Consider the following 19,437-nt stretch of genomic DNA (forward strand, 5'->3'; position numbering starts at 1 on the left):
GCTGGGTACCAAGTCAATAGAGACGGCCATCAGCTGACGACCGCCTTTGATGAATGACTAGGAGCTGCGCCGACCGCCTTTGCGGCCTGCAGCACGTGCCTCTTTGGAGGTAAATTGGTGTGCAGTGCCTTTTGCATGTGCGGCGCGACCACCCTTGCGTCCTGCCTCCCGGGCAGAGGCAGAGTCGAATTCATGCGCTGTGCCCTTGGCATGTGCGGCTTTGCCACCCATGCTGGCAATCTGGCGTTGTTTTTCGGGACTCATTGCGGCAAAGCCGCGCGGGCTTGCAGTTTGTACCATGGTAGACCTCCATAATGATGTTGATAGAGTGAGGCAATGGGGTTGTTGCAACTCTCTCCGTTAAAAGAAAGTGTGATCATTATTGGTCGGCCCGGCGCTGCTCGTTATAAGCCGCCGTCTTATAACCGTGTCAGAAAACTCGACAGGAAGGACACGCTGGAAATGCATGCTGGATATGCAAGCGAAGGAGCCTAGTTTCAGTCATCTTCCACCTTGAGGACGGCGAGCAGGGCTTTGGCGGTTTCGAGGTTGGATGTGGCTGGAGATAAGTGTTGCAGGGCAAATGCCTTGATCTCCGGATCTTCCGCACGATTGGCGATTTTGCCGAGCAAGTTCACCATTTCTTCCTGAGACTTGACGCCGACCGTCTTGGCATAGCCGAGGTCAAATTCAGCGCCATCCTTGGCGGACAGGCTCCTGAGCTTGGCTTTTTGCCATAAGGAGGGTTCTTTGGGGAGTGAAGCACGCTTCTGGTTGGCGATCTGCTTGAGCGCCTCACCCAGCTGGGCCTGAATCTTGATTATTTCCTGCGCATGATGGCGTACCGCCTCGTTGCTGGACTTGACGACGGCCAACTCGCTGGCTTCAATCTGTAATATCCCCAAGCGAGCGATATCTTTCAGGTATCCCTGATCTTTTGCAGACAGGGCCTCTGCCGCAGCGGCATTACTCAACATCAGGATGGGGGAGGCAAGCAGTGATATGGCAAGTAGGTTGAGCCACTGCTTGCGTAGCCATAATACAGACATCATGTCAGGCTCCGTTTTTATGCGTGAATAGGCATGATGACGGCAGGCTGCGGCTGATGTAAACCAGAGAACCCTGATTCGCGTGTAGGAGCGATGAGGACAAGCTGCATCGGGGATACAGGCATATTTTCCTGTTTTTTCCTACAATGCTTTGCGGATTCCACCTACATGCGGCCACGTAAGACATGCTTAATATAGCGGCAATTCATAGAAGCGAGAGCCAGCGATGGAGTTATTCACTTTCAGTGTTGCGCCATGGGAAATTATAGTGCGTGGCTCTCTGGTATTCTGGTTCCTCTTCATCATCTTCCGGTTCATTCTGCGTCGGGATGTAGGAAGCCTGGGCATCGGCGACTTCCTGTTCGTCGTGATTGTTGCGGATGCCTCTCAAAATGCGATGAGCGGCGACTCCGAAACCTTTTTGGATGGCGCGCTGCTGGTCATGACCTTGCTGGGCTGGAACCTGCTGTTCGACTACCTGGGCTACCGCTTCCCATTGGTCCGGCAATTTACCGAGTCCTCCAGCATGATGCTGGTGCGCAATGGTGAAATCCAATGGAAGAATCTGCGGCGGGAATGGATTACCAAGGAAGAACTTATGTCGAAAATGCGCGAGGAGGGCCTGGAGAAGCTGGAGCAGGTCAAGGAAATGCGCTTGGAGCCTGACGGCAGGATCAGCGTGATCCGGCTGTCGGCTTGAGTAGGTTGGATGAGGAGAATCCGTGCCGTAGCACAGATTTCCCCCTCCACTGGATGGCGGGTCAGACGTTGAAGCGGAAGTGCATGATGTCGCCATCCTGCACAATGTAGTCTTTGCCTTCCAGGCGCATCTTGCCTGCTTCTTGGGCGCCTTTTTCCCCTTTGTGCTTGACGTACTCATCGTACGCAATTACTTCGGCGCGGATGAAGCCGCGTTCGAAATCCGTATGGATGACGCCGGCGGCTTGTGGTGCGGTCGAACCTTTGCGTATGGTCCAGGCGCGTACTTCCTTTACGCCGGCGGTGAAGTAGGTCTGCAGGCCGAGCAGGTCGTAGGCGGCGCGGATCACGCGGTCCAGCCCTGGCTCTTCCAGCCCTAGCTCGGCGAGGAACATGGCCTTGTCTTCATCTTCCAGGTCGGCGATTTCACTCTCGATCTTGGCGCAAATTGCGACCACCGGTGCGCTTTCTTTCTTGCCGAGTTCCAGTACTTTTTCCAGCAAGGGGTTATTGTCGAAACCCTCTTCGTCGACATTGGCGAGGTACATCACCGGCTTGACCGTGATCAGGCACAGCGGCTTGATCAATTTGAGCTGGTCTTCGTCCAGGCCCAGGGTGCGGACCGGATGGCCCTGGTCCAGATGTTGCTGCACCTTTTCCAGCACGGCGCAGAGGGCAATGGCCTCCTTGTCGCCGGATTTGGCTTTCTTGCTTTCACGCTGCAGGGTTTTCTCCACGGTTTCCATGTCGGCAAGCGCCAGCTCGGTATTGATGGTCTCGACATCGGCCAGCGGGTCGACCTTGCCTGCGACGTGCACGATGTTGCCGTCGTCGAAGCAGCGTACGACATGCGCAATCGCATCGGTTTCGCGGATGTTGGCGAGGAACTTGTTGCCCAAGCCTTCGCCCTTGGATGCACCTGCGACCAGTCCGGCGATGTCGACAAATTCGACAATGGCTGGCTGGACTTTCTGCGGGTTGACGATCTCGATCAGTGGTTTGAGGCGCGGATCGGGCACTTCAACGATGCCGACATTGGGTTCTATGGTGCAGAACGGGTAATTGGCCGCTTCGATGCCTGCACGGGTAATCGCGTTGAAGAGGGTGGATTTTCCTACGTTGGGTAGGCCAACAATTCCGCATTTCATGGTGATCTGCCTGTTCTTGGTTAAGGGTTAATTCTACTTGGTCTTGGTGTGCAGCTTGAGCATGGCTTCCTCGAACTTGCCTTCGAGCAGTTGCGGCAATACGAGCATGCTGTCGTCCATGGCATATGCTATCTGCTGCATTTCATCGCGCAGTGGGGCATTGAGCACATAATTGACCACCGCGCTGCGGTCGCCAGGATGGCCGATGCCCAGGCGCAGGCGCCAGAAATCATTGGTACCCAGTTGCGCGGCGATGTCCTTGAGGCCGTTATGGCCGCTATGGCCGCCGCCCTTCTTCAGGCGCGCAGCGCCGGGAGGCAAGTCCAGTTCGTCATGGACGACGAGGATTTGCTCTGCCGGAATTTTGTAAAAACGCGCGAGTGCTGCCACAGCACGGCCGCTGGCATTCATGAAGGTGGTAGGCTTGAGCAGCCAGGTGTCGGCATGGCCGTTGAGGCGGCCACTCAGGCCAAAGAACTTGGCTTCCAGGGTAGTTTTGCTGGCAGTCTGCGCGCAGAGCTGGTCTATCCACCAGAAGCCTGCATTGTGGCGGGTGTCTTCATATTGGGCGCCGGGATTACCGAGGCCAACAAACAGGCGGATACCATTCATGATGATCTGAGTCTTTAAAATGAATACGCGCGCGCCGGTTGCCCGGCGCGCGCGTTCAAGCATTGACGCTGGTATTACTCGGCTGCAGCTTCGCCTTCAGCATCGGCTTCGCCTTCAGCGCCAGCACCGCCGCGCGGCTTGGAGATGGATGCCACAGCTGCATCGTTGTCGTGTGCCAGTTGTACGAACTCAACGCCGTTGGGCAGCTTGATTTGCGACAAGTGGATGGAGTGACCGGCTTCAAGGTTGCTCAAGTCCACTTCGATGAACTCTGGCAGGTCCTTGGGCAGGCAGCTCACATCGGCTTCAGTCAGGATATGGGTCACGATGCCGCCGGCCAGTTTCACGCCTGGGGCGATGTCGGCATTGATGAAGTGCAGAGGCACTTTCACGTGCACTTTCTCGCTTGCACTGACGCGCTGGAAGTCGATGTGCTGAATGGTGTTGCGGACTGGGTGCAGCTGGTAGTCACGCAGAACGACTTGCTCTTTTTGGCCGTCCACTTCCAGGTTCAGGATGGAAGCGTGGAATGTTTCATGACGGAACTCGAGGAACAGTTCCTTGTGATTGAACTCGAGGCTGACTGCTTCCTTGTCCCCACCGTAAACCACGCCTGGAACATTACCAGCGCGACGGAGGCGGCGGCTCGCACTCGTACCCTTGCCCTCGCGCTTGGTTGCTTTGATTGTAATTGCCATGTTAACTACTCCTAATAAAAGGCCTGTCGGCCTTGGGTTTGCCTGTTATCCGCGACCAGATAACAGAAAAGGCGGACGGGTATGCCCATCCGCCGGAACCATGCTCCCGCTATTCTACGAACAGGGAGCTGACTGAGTCTTCATTGCTGATACGGCGTATCGTTTCCGCGAACAGCTCGCCCGCGCTGACCACACGTATCTTTGGTGATTGTTGCGCATTCGGGCGCAGCGGGATCGTGTTGGTGACCACCAGTTCATCCAATTCGGAGTTGGTGATACGCGATACCGCCTCGCCGGAGAGCACGGGATGAGTACAGTAGGCCACGACTTTCTTGGCGCCTTGCTGCTTCAGTGCAATGGCGGCTTCGCACAAGGTGTTGGCGGTATCTACCATGTCGTCCATCAATACGCAGGTGCGACCAGAAACATCGCCGATGATATTCATGACCTTGGCCACATTGGGCTTGGGCCTGCGCTTGTCGATAATGGCCAGGTCGACGTTGAGATGTTTGGCCGCGGCACGGGCACGCACCACGCCGCCAACGTCGGGGGACACCACGACAAGGTCATCATGGTTTTGCTGGGTCAAGTCCTGGAGCAGGATGGGGGTGGCGTAGATGTTGTCCACCGGAATATCGAAAAAGCCCTGAATCTGGTCGGAGTGCAAGTCCATGGTCAGCAGGCGATTGACGCCAACCGTGGTCAGCATGTTGGCGATCACCTTGGCGGTAATCGCGACCCGTGCGGAACGCGGGCGCCTGTCCTGGCGCGCATAGCCAAAATAAGGAATGGCTGCGGTGATGCGTGCGGCAGAGGAGCGGCGCAGGGCATCGACCATGACCATGACTTCCATCAGATGGTCGTTGGTCGGCATGCAGGTGGATTGCAGGATGAAGACATCCTTGCCACGGACATTGTCCAGCAGCTCGATCATGACTTCGCCATCGCTGAAGCGGTCTACGGTGGCCCGGCCAAGCGCTATGCCCAGGTGGCTGACCACCTCTTCGGCAAGCGCACGGTTGGCGTTGCCGGTAAATACCATCATGTCGCCCTTGGCCACAGTTGGAATCCTTATCTCTAAAAAAACAAGCCGCGAGAAATCGTGGTGTCAATCGCGTGCAAAAAACAAAAGCGTGTAATTTTTAAGTTACACGCTTTTATTCTGGCTGGGGAGGAAGGATTCGAACCTTCGCATGCCGGAATCAAAATCCGGTGCCTTAACCAGCTTGGCGACTCCCCATTTGATCGTTGTCTCCATCAGGTTGCAAAACTGCGCAGGGGATGTTGATCCAACCCTTTTGCGCAGAAGCCTGAAACTTCACAACCTACGAATTGTGGCAACTCGCGTGCCTCATTCACTCTTGCAAGTACAGCTTCTGCAGATTCCTGGCTATCGAATGCTGCGAATACCGAAGCGCCAGAACCACTCATGCGCGCCTTGGAGAATCGAGAAAGCCATTGCAGGCATTTTTCAACTTCCGGGTGCTGTTGTCTGACCACGGTTTCGAGATCGTTGTGAACCAAGTCCCTCAGAAAGGCCGCTATTGTCGTGGGATTCGTGTCTCTTGTCAATTGCTTCGATGCAAAAATTTCCGCGGTCGAGATATGGATGCGCGGCGTGATGACGACATAATAGGCTTGGGGTAATTGAATTGATTGCAGTTTTTCCCCAATGCCCTCTACCCAGGCGCTTTCTCCGAAAATGAAGAAGGGAACGTCTGCTCCCAGACTGAGGCCCAGCGTGATCAATTCCTCGCGACGCAAGTGAAGATGCCATAACTGGTTGAGGGCGAGCAAAACGCTTGCAGCGTCTGAACTGCCTCCGCCCAGTCCGCCGCCCATCGGCGTGCGCTTGGTCACGTAGATATCGGCCCCTAGTTTGCAGCCGGAATGGCGTTGCAGCAGTGTTGCCGCGCGGATGCACAAATCGCTTTCCTCTGGTACGCCGGGTGTGTTTTCCGTGCGCCGGATGAGATGGTCGGCTCGCGGCCTGATATGCACGGTATCACCAAAGTCCAGTAGGCGGAATACGCTTTGCAGCAGGTGGTAGCCATCAGGGCGGCGGCCCGTGATATGCAGGAACAGGTTGATTTTTGCTGGCGCGGGGTAAGCGTGGAAGTCTTGCATCATCAGGACAGATAATATTGCTGAATGCGATGGAGTTGGTGATCGGTTAGGGCAGTTGCCATTGCTGCACGATCAGCTTGAGCGTGAGCTTGCTGGCATGACGCAGGGTGAGGCGGGTAGGGAGCTGGTAATGGCCAATGGCGGTATATTGGCCGTATTCGATATCCCATCCATCCTGCCTGAGCTTGACGAGCCGTCCGGCATCATCCCACTGCACGGTTTCTATCGGCGCCTTGCCTGGCCGTCCAAGCACCCAGTCTGCCAGCCCGTTCATGGGCAGGCGCCAGCCCAGGTTCTGCTCCGTCAGGGTTTCGGCATCCGCCGCTTCAAAATGCTTGTTGTCGCTAGTCACCAGACTGAGACTGCCGCTGGTGCGATGGATTGCGGCAACTTGGCTTCCCAGCGGCGAAAACAGGGCGATCTCGTCCTGCAGCGGAGTGTGCTGCCATTGCGTCGAGCCAGAGAATCCCTTGGTTTCGGTCTGCACGCCAATGCGCCCCTTCAGGCCGAACTGGTCTATCTTGGCCAGGGTGGCCAGGTGTTGTCGGTGAGTTTCGGGCGTGCTGGGCGCCGTGGCAGGTGGGATGCTGGCGCAGCCGGGGACGGCCAGGATGGTGCCCAGGAGCAACCAGCGTGCTAAGGCTTGCATTTAGCGGTTGAATTTTCTGTTGGTGCTGATCAGGACTTCGTTTTCCGGGAAAGCGGAAAGCGCAGCTTCCCAGGTCTTGACCGCCTCGTCGCGCTTACCCTGCTTCCAGAGCACTTCCCCTAGGTGGGCGGCAATTTCAGGGTCTGGCTGCTGGGCATAGGCGCGTCGTAAATATTCCAGGGCCTTGTCCAGGTCGCCCAGGCGGTAATATACCCAGCCCAGGCTGTCGAGAATATAGTGATCGTCCGGGCTGAGTTCATGTGCCTTTTCAATCATCGCCTTGGCTTCATCCAGGCGAATATTGCGGTCCGCCAGGGAATAGCCCAATGCATTGTAGGCCTGTGCGAAGTCGGGTTGCATCTTGATCAGTTTGCGCAGCTCGCGCTCCATCACATCCAGTTTGTTGATGCGTTCTGCCGCCATGGCAAAGTCATAGACCAGCTCTGGGGAGTTGGGCAGGGTGTTGATGGCATTCTCCAGGCGAGCATAGGCTTCCTGGTAACGCTTGGCCTGGGTCAGAACATTGGCTTGCGCGTGGACGATGGCCGCACGCTGGGCATCGGTCAGATCTTTCAGGTTTTCCAGCGACTGGATGGCGGCATCGATGCCATCGCGGCGCGAAATGACATTGGCTACCCCGAGCTGGGCATCAACATAGCGCACCTCGCCAGGCGCAACCTTGCTGTACCATTGCAGCGCTTCTTCATCGTTACGCTTCCTCTCGGCGATCTGGCCGAGGTAGATGTAGAGCTGGTCCTTATCCTTGAAACCCTTGCCCAGGGCCTCCTTGAAATACTTTTCCGCATCTGGCAGCTCATTGGCTTGTAGGGAGAGCAGACCCACCACGACCAGGATTTCGGGGTTGCCATTCGCCGCTTCTATCAACTTGATGAATTCGGCCTTGGCTTCGTCGAATTTCTTTTGTCCGGCGAGTATCCGCGCGAGCGCTAGGCGCACTTCATTGGCACCTGTATTCGTCGACAGGAAGCTGCGGTAAAACGCCACGGCTTCTGCCGGCGATTTGCCAAGCAGCACCTGCCCACGCATCAATGCTGCCATTTCCCAGCCCGGGCGCAATTTGTCCGCTTGGCTGAGTTCGTTGAGGGAAAGGTCGATATTGCCTGCATTCCAGGCAGCATGCGCAATTGCGAAATGGGCTTCGGGAAGGTCAGGGTAGTCGCGCGCAAGCTCCTGCACGAGGCTCAACACCGCTGCCTTGTTTTGCTGGCGCGAAAGTAAGTTGTTGAGGAACATGAAGCCGCCAGCACGGCCTTCTTCGTTGGCAAGCAGGGCCCTGAGGTGTGGTTTGGCCTCATTCAGCTTACCAGTGTTGATCAGCATCTGGGTCAAGGCCTGGTGTGCCTCTGCGGAGCTAGGGTCGAGCTGCGACCATAGGCTGGCTGCGTCGATGGCCGTGCGTCCGTCGTTGCCCATCACGGCGGTCTTGGCTGCGCGTTCGGCTAGACGTGAGTCCTGGCTGGTCTTGGCCAGGTCGAGAAACAATGCGCTTGCCAGGTCAAACTGGCCACGTTGTCCGGCAATTTCCCCAATCAGGTATTTATATACGAACTCGCCAGTGAGCGCGGGAGAGGGGTTTTCTGTCTTGGTTGCTGCGCCAGCAGCAGTTCCCATACCCAACGATACCGCTGCATAGGCAACTACAATTGCAATCTTTTTGCTAATAGGCATTTTCAAGGAAATCTCGTAGCGGGTTGATAATTAGCATATTGAAGCCTGCCTGGGGCATTTTCAATGGGGTGAGGCAAGTTTTCCAAGAATTTTCACAGTTATTCTTAGTCCGTGACAGTGCGCACAAGTTCACCCATAATGCGCGATGCCATCAGCTGGACTGTTTGGTGTTTACTTGTCTGTATGTTTTAGAGATCACTCTGTCATCCGGAGATGGTGGTTTTACACGCGAATTTTTCAACATTGTCAGGCTTGTTGTGACGTTCCTGTAGCGCTGCGCAGGTGAGACAAACTTGACAGGCGAGTGATGTTTTTCTAACTTAGCACCCCTTAAAAACCGGATAATTCACTCAATATATGACGACTATTACCGTAGAGGCTTCAGAGTTAACCCGTCAATATGGCAGCCGCGCGGCCGTCAATGATGTCAGCTTCACCTTGAGCAAGGGTGAGGTGCTGGGTTTTCTGGGGCCGAATGGCGCAGGCAAGTCCACCACCATGAAGATGCTGACAGGCAATCTGGCTCCTAGCAACGGTTCGGTGAAGATCTGTGGTATCGATATGATGGAGCGTCCCAAGGATGCCAAGGCATTGATCGGCTACCTTCCTGAGCAGCCTCCCTTGTACCGCGAATTGACCGTCGACGAGTTTCTCACGATTGCGGCCCGTTTGCACCGTGTCAGCCCCCAGCATATCAAGAAAGCGGTCGATGTTGCCAAGCAGCGTTGTGGGCTGACCGAAATGGGCAAGCGCCTGATCGAGAACTTATCCAAGGGTTACCAGCAGCGCGTGGGAATTGCCCAGGCCATCATTCACAACCCGATGGTGGTCATCCTGGATGAGCCTACGGTGGGACTGGATCCGATCCAGATCCGCGATATCCGTGCCTTGATCAAGGAGCTTGGAGGCGAACACAGCGTGATTCTTTCCACACATATCCTGCCAGAGGTGGAAATGGTCTGTGACCGCGTTCAGATTATTCACAAGGGCAGCCTGGTCTTCAATGGCGGAATTGATGTCCTCAAGCAGCAGCGCCATGGTAACCGCCTGCTGGTGGGACTCCGGAACCCGCCTGCACACGAGGCATTGCTGAGCATTCCCGGCGTGGAGGCGGTAGAGGCGGTGGAGGGTAGCCTGCTGCGTATCCGCCATACCCCAGGCGAAGCGCCATCCGAGGCGCTGGTTCAGGCTGCCGTCAGCCAGGGATGGGGGCTATTCCAGATCAATCCCGACCAGACTTCGTTGGAGGAGGTCTTTGTCCAACTCACATTCCAGGAAGCTGCTGCCTGAAGGCAGCAGCCTGCGTTTTAAGGATTTCTCCATGATCGTCAATATTGCCAGAAAAGAATTGAAGAGCCTGTTCTCTTCGCCCATGGGCTGGGTGATCCTTGCCCTGCTGCAGTTTGTGTTTGCCACGTTCTACCTAATGAGTGTGGACCAGTATTTCTTGACCATGTCGGGTGCGATGCGTCCCGACCAGCGCATCGGCGTCACTGAGTTCGTCGGTGGCAGCGTATTCGGCATTGCGCCTTTTATCATGCTATTTGCCGTGCCCTTGCTCTCGATGCGGCTGATTAGTGAGGAACGCCGCCAGCAGACGCTGCCTTTCCTGTTCAGCGCTCCCTTGTCGCTGACCGAGATCGTCCTGGGCAAGTTTGTCGGCTTGCTATCATTCCTGTCGGTGAGCGTGTTGCTGATCGGGGCCATGGTATTCTCGCTTAATCTGTGGGCAGATATCGATTTCGGTTTTCTGTTTGCCAACCTGCTGGGCCTGTTCCTGCTGCTGGCCAGCTATTGTGCACTGGGGACGTATGTTTCCAGTACCACGCAGCAGCCGGTGGTTGCTGCGATCATTACCTTCGTCGCACTGCTGGCCCTGCAGTTGATCGAGTATTTTCTCGCAGGGGATCCGAGCAATACTGTCGCAAACCTGTCCCTGATGCGCCATTTTGAGCCTCTTTCTCGCGGCATGCTGGATACCCGCGACATTGCCTATTTCTTGTTGTTTATCATTACTTTTCTGACCCTGACTATTCGTAGGCTGGATGCAGATCGCTTGCGTGGCTGATCGAGAGACTTTATGAAAACCAATCGCAAACTACGCTTTCAATTGTTCGTACAGAACAGCTTCTTCGTGGTGCTGTTTCTGGTGCTGGTGTTCCTGCTCGGATTCCTGACATATCAATATCATTTCAGCCGCGACGTGACGCAGGGCGGCCGCAATACCTTGAGCGAGGGAAGTATCAATATCCTCAAGGAGATGGACGGGCCGATCAATATCACTGCCTACGTCGTCAAGGACAACGACACACGCAAGTACATCAGCAAGTTCGTCGATCGCTATCAGCGTGCCAAGCCGGATATCCACCTGAGCTTCATCAGCCCGACCGAAGAGCCCAAGGCAACGCAGGAAGCCGGGGTAAAGGCGGAAGTCGAGCTGGTGGTTGAATACAACCAGCGGACCGAACATATCGTACCGCCGCAGGCATTCACGGAGCAGGAAATGACTAACCTGCTGGTTCGGCTGTCGCGCACCAACCAGAATGCCATCATGTTCCTGGACGGGCATGGAGAGCGCAGCCTGATCGGCGTCAAGAACCACGATCTCGGGGATTTTGGGCGCCATCTGGAGAAAAGAGGCTTCAAGCTGTCGAATCCTGACCTGCTGCTTGCCCAGGAGGTGCCGAGCAATGGCTCCATGCTGGTGATCGCCAGTCCGCAGGTGGATCTCACGGATGTGGAGGTCCAGAAGATCAAGCGCTATCTTGAGCAGGGAGGCAATCTGCTGTGGCTGATCGATGACGAAATCAACCTGCGTGGTTTGCAGCCGATTGCCGAATATCTGGGGCTACAGCTGACGCCGGGCATGGTGGTGGATCTTTCTGCGACCCGCTACGGCGCGGATGCCAAGGTGGCCTTCGCCAACCAGTACGGCGTGCATGCCATCACCAAGAACTTCATGCTGCGCACCTTGTTCCCTGAGGCACGCATGGTGCATGCCGAAGATTCGTTTGAGAATGGTTGGCGGGTTTCCAACCTGGTGGAAGTGGCACCTAATGGCTGGCTAGAAACCGACAGCGTGGACGGTAATGTCAGCTTCGACAGCAAGAAGGATCTGCCAGGCCCGATCAACATCGCGGTGGCGCTGGAGCGTCAATATGGTGACAAGGGCCAGCGCGTAGTCGTGGTGGGCAATGGCAACTTCCTTGCCAATACTTTCCTCTCCAATGGCGGTAATCTCGACCTGGGCCTGAATATGGTCAACTGGCTGGCTGGAGACGACAGGCTCATCACTATCCAGCCCAAGCCGCGCCGGGATGTGAATATCGTGATTCCATCCGAGGGCTGGGCCAACTTGCTTGCGCAATTTGTATTCATCGGGTTCAGCCGTATTTTGCCGCTGGCCTTGATCGTGATCGGTATTGTCATCTGGTGGAGGCGTCGCAAGGCATGAGGGCGAGGTGGATAGTTAACCTGGTGCTACTGGTGCTGGTGGCGGGAATCGTAGCGTTCCTTTATCTCAAGCCGCAGGAGCAGGAGGAGCAGGAGGCTACTTATGAGGTGTCCAGTCTCAAGTTGTCGGATTTCGACAAGCTCAGCATCGAGTTTCCCGCCAAGGCACCAGTGGTGTTCGAAAAGAAGGATGGCTTCTGGTACTTGGCCCAGCCATATGCTGCAAGGGCCGACCAGCCGACTGTGCTGCAGATTGTCTCCATTGTGGCCGCGACCAGTCGCGAGAAGTTTTCTGCCGAGGATCCGGCCCGCTTTGGCCTGGACAATCCCAGGCTAAAAATCAGGCTCAATGACGAGGAGTTCATTTTCGGGCTGTATAACCCGGTGACTTCCGAGCAATATGTGGCTTATCAGGATGCTGTCTATCTGTTGTCCGGCATCTACTCTGAAACGGCCGCGATCCAGCTGCTGGAAATGCTGGACAAGAGCCCGTTGAAGCCCAAGGAAGACATTGCAGGCTTTGATTTCTCGCGCCTGGAGCAGTGGCAGGAGGTTCGCCTGCAACTGGATCGCGACCCCGGCGGCAAGTGGCAGGTATCAGTACCAGGCGCCAAGCCCAAGCAGGAAGAAATTGAGGGATGGTTCGACGAATTCTGGGAAAAAGTCCGAGCTGCTTCTGTCGAGCCATACACCCCGGGTCGCCAAGCCCAATACCCATCGTTCACGGTCAAGCTCAAGGACGGTGGAAAAGTGCATTTCGACAAGATGCAGGAGTCTCCGCAGTTGATACTGGGCCGCCCTGATGAGGGAATGCGCTACCATTTCCCTGCTGATGTTGGTTTTACGCTGCTCAACCCACCCATTGGGCTGGACAAGTAAGCTGCTGGACTGATGCCGGAGTTACCCGAGGTCGAGGTCACGCGTCGCGGCTTGGAGCCATTAATCGGCGCCACCGTGACGCAGGCCGTGATTCGCCAGCCCGCCATGCGTTGGCCCATCCCTTCCCACTTGCCGCAAGTGCTGCATGGCGCCAGGCTGCTGGAACTGAGGCGCCGCGGCAAATACATCATTGCCCGCTTTGAAAGCGGCTGTTTGATCCTGCACCTGGGCATGTCAGGGCGGCTTTGCCTGCTGGAAAGCGATACGTTTCCTGAAAAGCATGACCATTTCGACCTGCATTTTGCCGATGGGCGTGTGATGCGTATGCGCGATCCGCGCAGGTTCGGCGCGGTATTGTGGGCGGGAGATCAGCCGGACGAGCACAGCTTGCTCAAGGTGTTAGGTCAGGAGCCGCTGGATGAGGCGTTCAATGGGGAGTTCCTGCAGCAGGCCATTCGCACCCGGTCATCCCCGATCAAGACCGTGATCATGGATAGCCACCTGGTGGTGGGGGTTGGGAATATTTATGCCAGCGAGTCCCTGTTCCGTGCGGGCATCCACCCGGAAACGCCGGCAAGGGCGCTGACACTGGCGCAATGCCGGCGCTTGGTGGAGGAGGTCAAGCTGACCTTGCAAGATGCCTTGCAGGCCGGGGGAAGCAGCCTGCGTGATTTTTTCGGTGCGGACGGCAATCCCGGCTATTTCCAGCAAACCTATTTTGTCTATGGCCGCACCGGCCAGCCTTGCCGGGTATGCCAAACGCCTATTGCAGTCCTGCGCCTGGGGCAGCGCTCGACTTTTTACTGCCCTGCCTGCCAACAAGGCCAGCCACCATCCAATGCCATGCCTTGATTGGCAATGGGGACTGTTTTGTCCTGAGAAGTTTCAGTGCACGATCGTTAGCCCATGATGGTATGCAAGCTGTCGGCGTGCCATACTTTGTTGTCCATTTTTGTTGCTTAATTCTCCTGTTATCCAGTTGTTTTGATGGCGAATGCCCATGTCACCTGGCTGAAATTTGGCGCTGTTACTTGGTTCTTGATTTAGGGGCTTGTTAAAAAAAGCATTGCCAAATATGAATTTCGCCATCAAAATATACAGATCTGTATATAAATTGGCGATTGAGGATGAATATGGCAAGTGCAGCAACGGAAGGTCAGCTGGCGGACTGGAGAACGCGCGCCCTGAAGCTGGAAGACGAGGTTAAAAAGGTCATCGTTGGCCAGGATGCGGCAATACGCCTGATCAATATCGCCATCTTCGCACGTGGGCATGTCATGCTGGAGGGCGGGGTGGGTGTCGGCAAGACGACGTTGCTGCAATCGGTGGCACGTGGCATTGGCGGTGCTTATGAGCGAATCGAAGGCACGGTGGACTTGATGCCGAACGACCTTGTCTACCATACTTTCCTCGGCCCGGAGGGCCGCCCGCAGATCGACGAGGGTCCATTGCTGCGTGCAGGCGAGAACCTCTCGGTGTTCTTCTTCAACGAAATCAACCGCGCCCGGCCACAAGTCCATGCGCTGATGCTGCGTGTGATGGCGGAGCGCCACCTGCATGCGTTCAAGCGCGAATATCGTCTGCCGCACATGGTGGTGTTCGCCGACCGCAACCAGGTGGAGAAGAATGAAACCTTTGAAATCCCGTCCGCAGCACGTGACCGCTTCATGATGGAAATTCCCATCCATGTGCCGGAGGACAAGGCGCTGCGGAAATCGCTGGTGTTCGATACGCGCTTCCAGCATGCCGAGCAATTGACACACACTGTCGAGAGCGGCCTGCTGCCGTTTAATATGCTCAACGATTTCTCCGACGTGGTGCAGAACCATGTGCAGTCTTCCCAGGCCCTGGAAGATTATGTGATCGACCTCTGGGATGCCACGCAAAAGCCGCAGGATTTCGGTATCACGCTCGAAGGCATCGACATGCAGCGCCTGATCCAGGCCGGTGCGAGCCCGCGCGGCATGGGGATGCTGCTCAAGGCTGCTCGCGTGCATGCCTGGCTTATGGAGCGGGAATATGTCTATCCCGAGGATATCCATGCGGTGTTTCACGAGGTGATTGCGCACCGCCTCGTGTTCAATTCCATGTACGAAAGCCGCCGCACGGTGCTGGCCCGCGAGTTGACTGCCAAGATACTGCAAACCGTGGCAGTACCTTCCTGAGCCATGTTGCCGTCATATATCAAGCCGTTTTCCTACCAGATTCCCTGGAAGTCATCCAGCGTTCATGCCGGCGACCATCTGGGGATACAGCGCGGACTGGGGTTAGAGTACAAGGGCAACGCCTCGCTAGTCGATTATCCCGACTTGCGCCGCATGGATGTGCGCCAGAGCTTGCGCGACCCTTACGAGCAGGTGCAGGTGCGCTTGTTTTACCACGACTCGATCACGCCAGTGTATGCGGTGTGCGACCTGTCCAGCTCCATGCAGTACAAGGGCAGCCGCCGCAAGATCGAGCTGGTGCAGGAGGTCGCGGCATCGATTGCGTATTCTGTTTCGGCCGAGAACGACGTATTCAGCCTGATCGGCTACGACCAGCATTTGCTCGATGATTACGTGCTGCCGCTCGGCTACCAGGTGCATGAAGCGCTGGAGCGTATCGATGCCTTTACCGGCATAGATGCGCTTGGGCGGGGCTCGACCGGCATTCTGGAGGTAGGCCCCCTGTTGAGCCAGAACAAGGGGCTGGTGTTCTGGATATCGGATTTTCACATGCCGCTCGACACTATCATCCAGGCCATGAACATGTTTTCCCGTCACCAGGTAGTGCCTGTCGTACTGTGGGAGGAAGAGGAGTATCGGCGCCTGCCGCGCTTTGGCCTGGGGACGATGCTGGATCCCGAGACCGGGCGCGACCGCACGATTTTCTTTCGCGAGTCGGTCCGTGCCAAATTCATTACCGCATTCGAACAGCGCCGGGCAGCGCTGGAAGACCTGTTCCTGGCGTTCGAAAGCCCGCCGCATTTCGTCAGCGGCGTATTCGAGGCCGAGGCTATGACGCATTATTTTGAGAAATACCTGACAGCATGAAAAAACTGACGACCTTGTTTTACCTCTGCCTGCTTCCTATCGGCCTGTGCGTGGGGGCGATGGCATATGCAGCGGAAGCTACCCTGGTCAGCCTGGACAACCCACGCATCGCGACAGGCATCATGATAGGCGACGTACTCGAGCGCAGACTGATAATCGAGGCCAGTCCTCCCTATGAGTTGCCAAAGTCGGCCCTGCCCCTCAAGGGCGAGCGCGTCGACGGAATAGAGCTGGTGGGCGTCGCGTTGCAGGACACGAAGAGGGCTGGCAACCAACGCTATGAAGTCAAGCTCAGCTACCAGGTGTTCGCTGCGGCAACTAAGCCCAGCGTCATGCGTCTGCCGGCTTTGACACTGGCGCTCGGTGGCGGCGATGCGCCAGCGGAGGTGAATGTGCCCGCCTGGCATTTCTGGAGCTCGCCGTTGGCGGCAGGCAACATCCATACCGCGCGTAGCAATGCGCAACCGCAGCGCAAGCCGGCCTTGCTCGATACGGGGCCGGAGCGCCTGGCGATTGCATTGGCCATATTCCTGGTCGGTGTTGCCGGTTTGGTCTATGTCAACGCTGACCGTCGCTGGCTGCCCTGGATGGGCGGCAGCTTCGCCCAGGCTTATCGCAAGCTGCGCAAGATGCCTGCGCAATCCGGGCGTGAGGCGCAGGCCCTGGGTTACATGCACCAGGCATTCAACCAGGTGCATGGAAGCACCTTGTTCCGGCGGCAATTGGGCGAGTTTCTTGCGCGGCATTCGCAGTACCGGCCGCTTGCACAAGATATCGACAGTTTTTTCCAGCGCTCGGAAACCTTGCTGTTCACCGGCGAAAACGCGAATGGCCCGGCATTGGTTAGTGAGCTGCAGCAGCTTTGCCGACGCCTGAGGGATTGTGAACGGGGAGTCGCATGAGCTTGCTCAATCCCTGGGCCTTGCTGCTATTGCCGCTTGCGCTGGTGCCTTTCTGGCTCAGGAGCCTGCAGGGGCAGCGCTACTCTTGGCTGGACATGGTGCCGGAAGACCCGTTCTCGGACAACATCGTGTTGCTGTTCAAGGTGGTGACGGCCGTCATCATCGCTAGCCTCGTGCTTGCCCTCGCCGCCCCGCAAGGCAGCGACAAGGTTGTGAACCGTGTCGGCAAGGGTGCGCAGACCGTGATGGTGATCGACCGCAGTGTGAGCATGGACCATCCTTTTGCCGGGGACGCCACCAGCGGCCGGGCCGGGGAAATCAAGTCCGGCGCCGCACGCCGGCTGATCACGCAGTTCATCGATTCTCGTCCCGATGACATGATGGGCGTGGTGGCGTTTACCAATTCCGCCTTGTACGGCGTGAAGATCACGGCCAACCGCGATGCCATCCATGCCGCGATCAACGCCGCGACCAGCGCCGGCATCAACCAGACCAATATCGGCGCCGGCATCACCCAGGCGGCCAGCCTGTTCGACAGCATCCAGAGCTCGGGCTCGCGCGCCATCATTCTGCTATCCGACGGCGCGGGCAAACTGAGCCCCCGCGTCAAGGCGAGGATCAGGGAAGAGCTCAGGGACAAGGATATCAAGCTCTACTGGATCGTCTTGCGCGAACCGGACGACGTGAGCATATTTGGCGACCGGGTGTTCGAGGAGGACAGGGGGCCTGCGGCAATCCAGCTCGACCGCTTCTTCAAGTCGCTCAATATTACCTACAAGGCTTACGAAGCGGATAATCCCGTGGCGCTGCAAATGGCGATCCAGGATATCGACAGCCGTGAAAAACATACGATCCAGTATGCCATTACCGTGCCGGGGCGCGATTACGCGCGCGACTTGATTGTAGTGGCCCTGGTGCTGAGCCTGGGCATGTTCGTCATTAAAAATTTCAGGGTAAAAGCATGGGAATCCGCATAAAAGGCCTCAACCTGCTGTTTGGACTGCTGGCGGTTGCCGGCTTGGCGGGCAGCATCTATGAAGGCAATGCGCTGGTGCAGCGTCATGATGTCAACCGGCAGATCCAGGCCGGGGCATTGGTCGCTCACGACGGCTTTGGTTTCGAACAGAAGTTCATGGCGGCTTACAAGCTGGGAGAGTCCGGGGATTACAAGCACGCGGTGCAAAGCTACAGCCAGCTGCTCGAAACCGGCTTGAGCCAGCCGCAGCAGGCGCTGGTGCAGTACAACATCGGCAACAACCTCCTGCAGTCCGGTTTGAAGCGCCGCCTCAATGACGACGGCAGCCTCAAGGACGAGGCGAAATACGACTTGTCCCAGGCACAGATCGCCTATGAGCAAGCCTTGCGGCTAGACCCCGCATTCAGGCAGGCAAAGTTCAACCTCAGCCTGATGCTGCTGGTGCAGCCTAATGGCATCGATGGGTTGAAAAAGGAACAGGAAGGCATGGAGCTCAGCAACATTCCGGTGGGCCTGCCATGAAGTGGCAGTTGAGGCTGCGCCATGGCTGGCGCTGGGCCAGGGATCATTACGAGTCCGGGTTGTACCTGTTGGTGGTCGTGTTGCTGCTGCTGGCGATCTTTAAGCCGGAAATACAGCTCAAGCAGCGCGTGCATAACTATCTCTTGCTCGCCGATGTTTCGCAAAGCATGAACGCAGAGGACGTCAGCCTCAACGGCAAGCCGGTGAGCCGCATGGCCTATATGCGACACCTCATGCGCAAGCTGGTGGAGAATTCGCCCTGCGGCACTTACTTCAGCCTAGGCGTGTTTGCCGCGGAAGACGTCGCGCTGTTGTTCACACCGCTGGAAACCTGCGCCAACTACGACATCATCGTCGATGCGATCGAGCACCTGGAGTGGCGCATGTCCTGGCGCGGCAACAGCCGCATCAGTTTTGGCGTCAAGGGAGCGGCCAAGGCCTTCGACTCGCTCAATGCGCCTGCGCGCCTGCTGTTCTTCACCGACGGCGACGAGGCGCCCAAGGTGAACGCGATCAACAAGCTCAAGCTCGATGACGTGCAGATCGGCGAGAATATCGTCTTCGTCGGCGTCGGCGGCAACGAGGACGTGCCGATTCCGCGTTACAACTCCAGCAACAAATGGGTGGGCTATTGGTCCTCCGATGCCAAGGAGAACTCCGCCGGCGCGGTCGGCGTCACCTACAACGATACCAGCCGCGACGATCCGGATCCGGTGGTAGCTTCTGCCGACTACGACCGCTATCTTTCCAAGCTGGACGAGGCATATCTGAAGGAACTGGCCGAGGAGATCAATGCCCAGTACGTGCTGGCCCAGGACAAGCCCGATTTCTACACATTCGTGCAAAAGCAGAAGCCGGTCGCCAGCTTTGTCACCGCCTATTCATTGCGCTGGGTCTATCTTTCGCTCGCCCTGGTGCTGATATTGGCCACCTACTGGCCGCATTTCCGTCAAAGGCTGAATGCTGCTTGATCCTGTATTGTTAGCTTTTCTGATGTGGGTG

The 19,437-nt window shown here is 56.8% G+C and carries 21 protein-coding genes and 1 tRNA gene; 12 read left to right on the forward strand and 10 right to left on the reverse strand.

Annotation, left to right across the window (positions count from 1 at the left end):
- Positions 1 to 57: 57 nt before the first annotated feature.
- Complete coding sequence (locus tag MFLA_RS03435) at positions 58 to 300, reverse strand: KGG domain-containing protein (protein WP_011479037.1); 243 nt, start codon at positions 298 to 300, stop codon at positions 58 to 60.
- A gap of 197 nt (positions 301 to 497) precedes the next feature.
- Complete coding sequence (locus MFLA_RS03440) at positions 498 to 1,052, reverse strand: DUF4142 domain-containing protein (RefSeq protein WP_011479038.1); 555 nt, start codon at positions 1,050 to 1,052, stop codon at positions 498 to 500.
- 265 nt (positions 1,053 to 1,317) lie between these two features.
- Between MFLA_RS03440 and MFLA_RS03445 the strand changes: the two genes are divergently transcribed.
- Positions 1,318 to 1,749, forward strand: a complete 432-nt coding sequence (locus MFLA_RS03445) for a DUF421 domain-containing protein (RefSeq protein WP_011479039.1) — start codon at positions 1,318 to 1,320, stop codon at positions 1,747 to 1,749.
- Positions 1,750 to 1,810: 61 nt separating this feature from the next.
- Here the strand turns inward: MFLA_RS03445 and ychF are convergent, their stop codons facing one another.
- From ychF to MFLA_RS03485, 8 genes are all read right to left on the reverse strand, one after another.
- Entirely contained in the window at positions 1,811 to 2,896 is a 1,086-nt protein-coding gene (gene ychF, locus MFLA_RS03450) for a redox-regulated ATPase YchF (RefSeq protein ID WP_011479040.1), read from the reverse strand.
- A 33-nt stretch (positions 2,897 to 2,929) separates the two neighbouring features.
- On the reverse strand, positions 2,930 to 3,508 hold the full coding sequence (gene pth / locus MFLA_RS03455; protein ID WP_048811835.1) for an aminoacyl-tRNA hydrolase: 579 nt from the start codon (positions 3,506 to 3,508) through the stop codon (positions 2,930 to 2,932).
- A 74-nt stretch (positions 3,509 to 3,582) separates the two neighbouring features.
- Positions 3,583 to 4,206 (reverse strand): 50S ribosomal protein L25/general stress protein Ctc, encoded by a 624-nt coding sequence (locus tag MFLA_RS03460; RefSeq protein WP_011479042.1) that lies wholly within the window; start codon positions 4,204 to 4,206, stop codon positions 3,583 to 3,585.
- 109 nt (positions 4,207 to 4,315) lie between these two features.
- Entirely contained in the window at positions 4,316 to 5,251 is a 936-nt protein-coding gene (locus tag MFLA_RS03465; protein WP_011479043.1) for a ribose-phosphate pyrophosphokinase, read from the reverse strand.
- Positions 5,252 to 5,369: 118 nt separating this feature from the next.
- Positions 5,370 to 5,446 (reverse strand) — tRNA-Gln (locus MFLA_RS03470).
- Positions 5,447 to 5,463: 17 nt separating this feature from the next.
- The gene (gene ispE / locus MFLA_RS03475) at positions 5,464 to 6,336 is read right to left on the reverse strand and encodes a 4-(cytidine 5'-diphospho)-2-C-methyl-D-erythritol kinase (protein WP_011479044.1); all 873 of its coding nucleotides are present in this window, start codon (positions 6,334 to 6,336) and stop codon (positions 5,464 to 5,466) included.
- Between the two features lie 43 nt (positions 6,337 to 6,379).
- Entirely contained in the window at positions 6,380 to 6,982 is a 603-nt protein-coding gene (gene lolB, locus MFLA_RS03480; protein WP_011479045.1) for a lipoprotein insertase outer membrane protein LolB, read from the reverse strand.
- Positions 6,983 to 8,671, reverse strand: a complete 1,689-nt coding sequence (locus tag MFLA_RS03485) for a tetratricopeptide repeat protein (protein ID WP_011479046.1) — start codon at positions 8,669 to 8,671, stop codon at positions 6,983 to 6,985.
- A 357-nt stretch (positions 8,672 to 9,028) separates the two neighbouring features.
- Between MFLA_RS03485 and MFLA_RS03495 the strand changes: the two genes are divergently transcribed.
- The 11 genes from MFLA_RS03495 (at position 9,029) to MFLA_RS03545 (ending at position 19,406) form a co-directional block, all read left to right on the forward strand.
- Complete coding sequence (locus tag MFLA_RS03495; RefSeq protein WP_011479047.1) at positions 9,029 to 9,961, forward strand: ABC transporter ATP-binding protein; 933 nt, start codon at positions 9,029 to 9,031, stop codon at positions 9,959 to 9,961.
- A 31-nt stretch (positions 9,962 to 9,992) separates the two neighbouring features.
- Positions 9,993 to 10,739 (forward strand): ABC transporter permease subunit, encoded by a 747-nt coding sequence (locus MFLA_RS03500; RefSeq protein WP_011479048.1) that lies wholly within the window; start codon positions 9,993 to 9,995, stop codon positions 10,737 to 10,739.
- Between the two features lie 12 nt (positions 10,740 to 10,751).
- Entirely contained in the window at positions 10,752 to 12,125 is a 1,374-nt protein-coding gene (locus MFLA_RS03505) for a GldG family protein (protein ID WP_011479049.1), read from the forward strand.
- A complete protein-coding gene (locus tag MFLA_RS03510) occupies positions 12,122 to 13,003 on the forward strand; it encodes a DUF4340 domain-containing protein (RefSeq protein WP_011479050.1) in 882 nt (293 codons plus the stop codon). The genes MFLA_RS03505 and MFLA_RS03510 overlap by 4 nt, the downstream gene beginning before the upstream one ends.
- A gap of 12 nt (positions 13,004 to 13,015) precedes the next feature.
- Complete coding sequence (mutM, locus tag MFLA_RS03515; RefSeq protein ID WP_011479051.1) at positions 13,016 to 13,855, forward strand: bifunctional DNA-formamidopyrimidine glycosylase/DNA-(apurinic or apyrimidinic site) lyase; 840 nt, start codon at positions 13,016 to 13,018, stop codon at positions 13,853 to 13,855.
- Between the two features lie 281 nt (positions 13,856 to 14,136).
- Positions 14,137 to 15,168: an AAA family ATPase gene (locus MFLA_RS03520; RefSeq protein WP_011479052.1), complete on the forward strand. Its 1,032-nt coding sequence runs from the start codon at positions 14,137 to 14,139 to the stop codon at positions 15,166 to 15,168.
- A 3-nt stretch (positions 15,169 to 15,171) separates the two neighbouring features.
- Positions 15,172 to 16,035, forward strand: coding sequence for a DUF58 domain-containing protein (locus tag MFLA_RS03525; RefSeq protein ID WP_011479053.1), 864 nt, complete (start codon positions 15,172 to 15,174; stop codon positions 16,033 to 16,035).
- Entirely contained in the window at positions 16,032 to 16,937 is a 906-nt protein-coding gene (locus MFLA_RS03530; protein WP_011479054.1) for a hypothetical protein, read from the forward strand. The genes MFLA_RS03525 and MFLA_RS03530 overlap by 4 nt, the downstream gene beginning before the upstream one ends.
- A complete protein-coding gene (locus MFLA_RS03535) occupies positions 16,934 to 17,914 on the forward strand; it encodes a vWA domain-containing protein (protein ID WP_011479055.1) in 981 nt (326 codons plus the stop codon). The genes MFLA_RS03530 and MFLA_RS03535 overlap by 4 nt, the downstream gene beginning before the upstream one ends.
- Positions 17,899 to 18,435: a hypothetical protein gene (locus MFLA_RS03540; protein WP_011479056.1), complete on the forward strand. Its 537-nt coding sequence runs from the start codon at positions 17,899 to 17,901 to the stop codon at positions 18,433 to 18,435. The genes MFLA_RS03535 and MFLA_RS03540 overlap by 16 nt, the downstream gene beginning before the upstream one ends.
- Positions 18,432 to 19,406, forward strand: coding sequence for a vWA domain-containing protein (locus tag MFLA_RS03545; RefSeq protein ID WP_011479057.1), 975 nt, complete (start codon positions 18,432 to 18,434; stop codon positions 19,404 to 19,406). Before MFLA_RS03540 ends, MFLA_RS03545 begins: the two co-directional genes overlap by 4 nt.
- Positions 19,407 to 19,437 lie beyond the last annotated feature (31 nt).

Source organism: Methylobacillus flagellatus KT (genome assembly GCF_000013705.1).
In the GTDB taxonomy this organism is placed as follows: domain Bacteria; phylum Pseudomonadota; class Gammaproteobacteria; order Burkholderiales; family Methylophilaceae; genus Methylobacillus; species Methylobacillus flagellatus.

Excerpts from the sequence above, each read along its gene's own strand:
- MFLA_RS03495 (WP_011479047.1), top strand. The coding sequence starts at position 9,029 with ATGACGACTATTACCGTAGAGGCTTCAGAGTTAACCCGTCAATATGGC.
- MFLA_RS03530 (WP_011479054.1), top strand. The coding sequence starts at position 16,032 with ATGAAAAAACTGACGACCTTGTTTTACCTCTGCCTGCTTCCTATCGGC.
- MFLA_RS03435 (WP_011479037.1), bottom strand. The coding sequence starts at position 300 with ATGGTACAAACTGCAAGCCCGCGCGGCTTTGCCGCAATGAGTCCCGAA.
- MFLA_RS03500 (WP_011479048.1), top strand. The coding sequence starts at position 9,993 with ATGATCGTCAATATTGCCAGAAAAGAATTGAAGAGCCTGTTCTCTTCG.
- MFLA_RS03460 (WP_011479042.1), bottom strand. The coding sequence starts at position 4,206 with ATGGCAATTACAATCAAAGCAACCAAGCGCGAGGGCAAGGGTACGAGT.
- MFLA_RS03525 (WP_011479053.1), top strand. The coding sequence starts at position 15,172 with ATGTTGCCGTCATATATCAAGCCGTTTTCCTACCAGATTCCCTGGAAG.
- pth (WP_048811835.1), bottom strand. The coding sequence starts at position 3,508 with ATGAATGGTATCCGCCTGTTTGTTGGCCTCGGTAATCCCGGCGCCCAA.
- MFLA_RS03440 (WP_011479038.1), bottom strand. The coding sequence starts at position 1,052 with ATGATGTCTGTATTATGGCTACGCAAGCAGTGGCTCAACCTACTTGCC.
- MFLA_RS03485 (WP_011479046.1), bottom strand. The coding sequence starts at position 8,671 with ATGCCTATTAGCAAAAAGATTGCAATTGTAGTTGCCTATGCAGCGGTA.
- MFLA_RS03505 (WP_011479049.1), top strand. The coding sequence starts at position 10,752 with ATGAAAACCAATCGCAAACTACGCTTTCAATTGTTCGTACAGAACAGC.
- ychF (WP_011479040.1), bottom strand. The coding sequence starts at position 2,896 with ATGAAATGCGGAATTGTTGGCCTACCCAACGTAGGAAAATCCACCCTC.
- MFLA_RS03535 (WP_011479055.1), top strand. The coding sequence starts at position 16,934 with ATGAGCTTGCTCAATCCCTGGGCCTTGCTGCTATTGCCGCTTGCGCTG.
- MFLA_RS03540 (WP_011479056.1), top strand. The coding sequence starts at position 17,899 with ATGGGAATCCGCATAAAAGGCCTCAACCTGCTGTTTGGACTGCTGGCG.
- MFLA_RS03465 (WP_011479043.1), bottom strand. The coding sequence starts at position 5,251 with ATGATGGTATTTACCGGCAACGCCAACCGTGCGCTTGCCGAAGAGGTG.
- lolB (WP_011479045.1), bottom strand. The coding sequence starts at position 6,982 with ATGCAAGCCTTAGCACGCTGGTTGCTCCTGGGCACCATCCTGGCCGTC.
- mutM (WP_011479051.1), top strand. The coding sequence starts at position 13,016 with ATGCCGGAGTTACCCGAGGTCGAGGTCACGCGTCGCGGCTTGGAGCCA.
- MFLA_RS03545 (WP_011479057.1), top strand. The coding sequence starts at position 18,432 with ATGAAGTGGCAGTTGAGGCTGCGCCATGGCTGGCGCTGGGCCAGGGAT.
- ispE (WP_011479044.1), bottom strand. The coding sequence starts at position 6,336 with ATGATGCAAGACTTCCACGCTTACCCCGCGCCAGCAAAAATCAACCTG.
- MFLA_RS03520 (WP_011479052.1), top strand. The coding sequence starts at position 14,137 with ATGGCAAGTGCAGCAACGGAAGGTCAGCTGGCGGACTGGAGAACGCGC.
- MFLA_RS03510 (WP_011479050.1), top strand. The coding sequence starts at position 12,122 with ATGAGGGCGAGGTGGATAGTTAACCTGGTGCTACTGGTGCTGGTGGCG.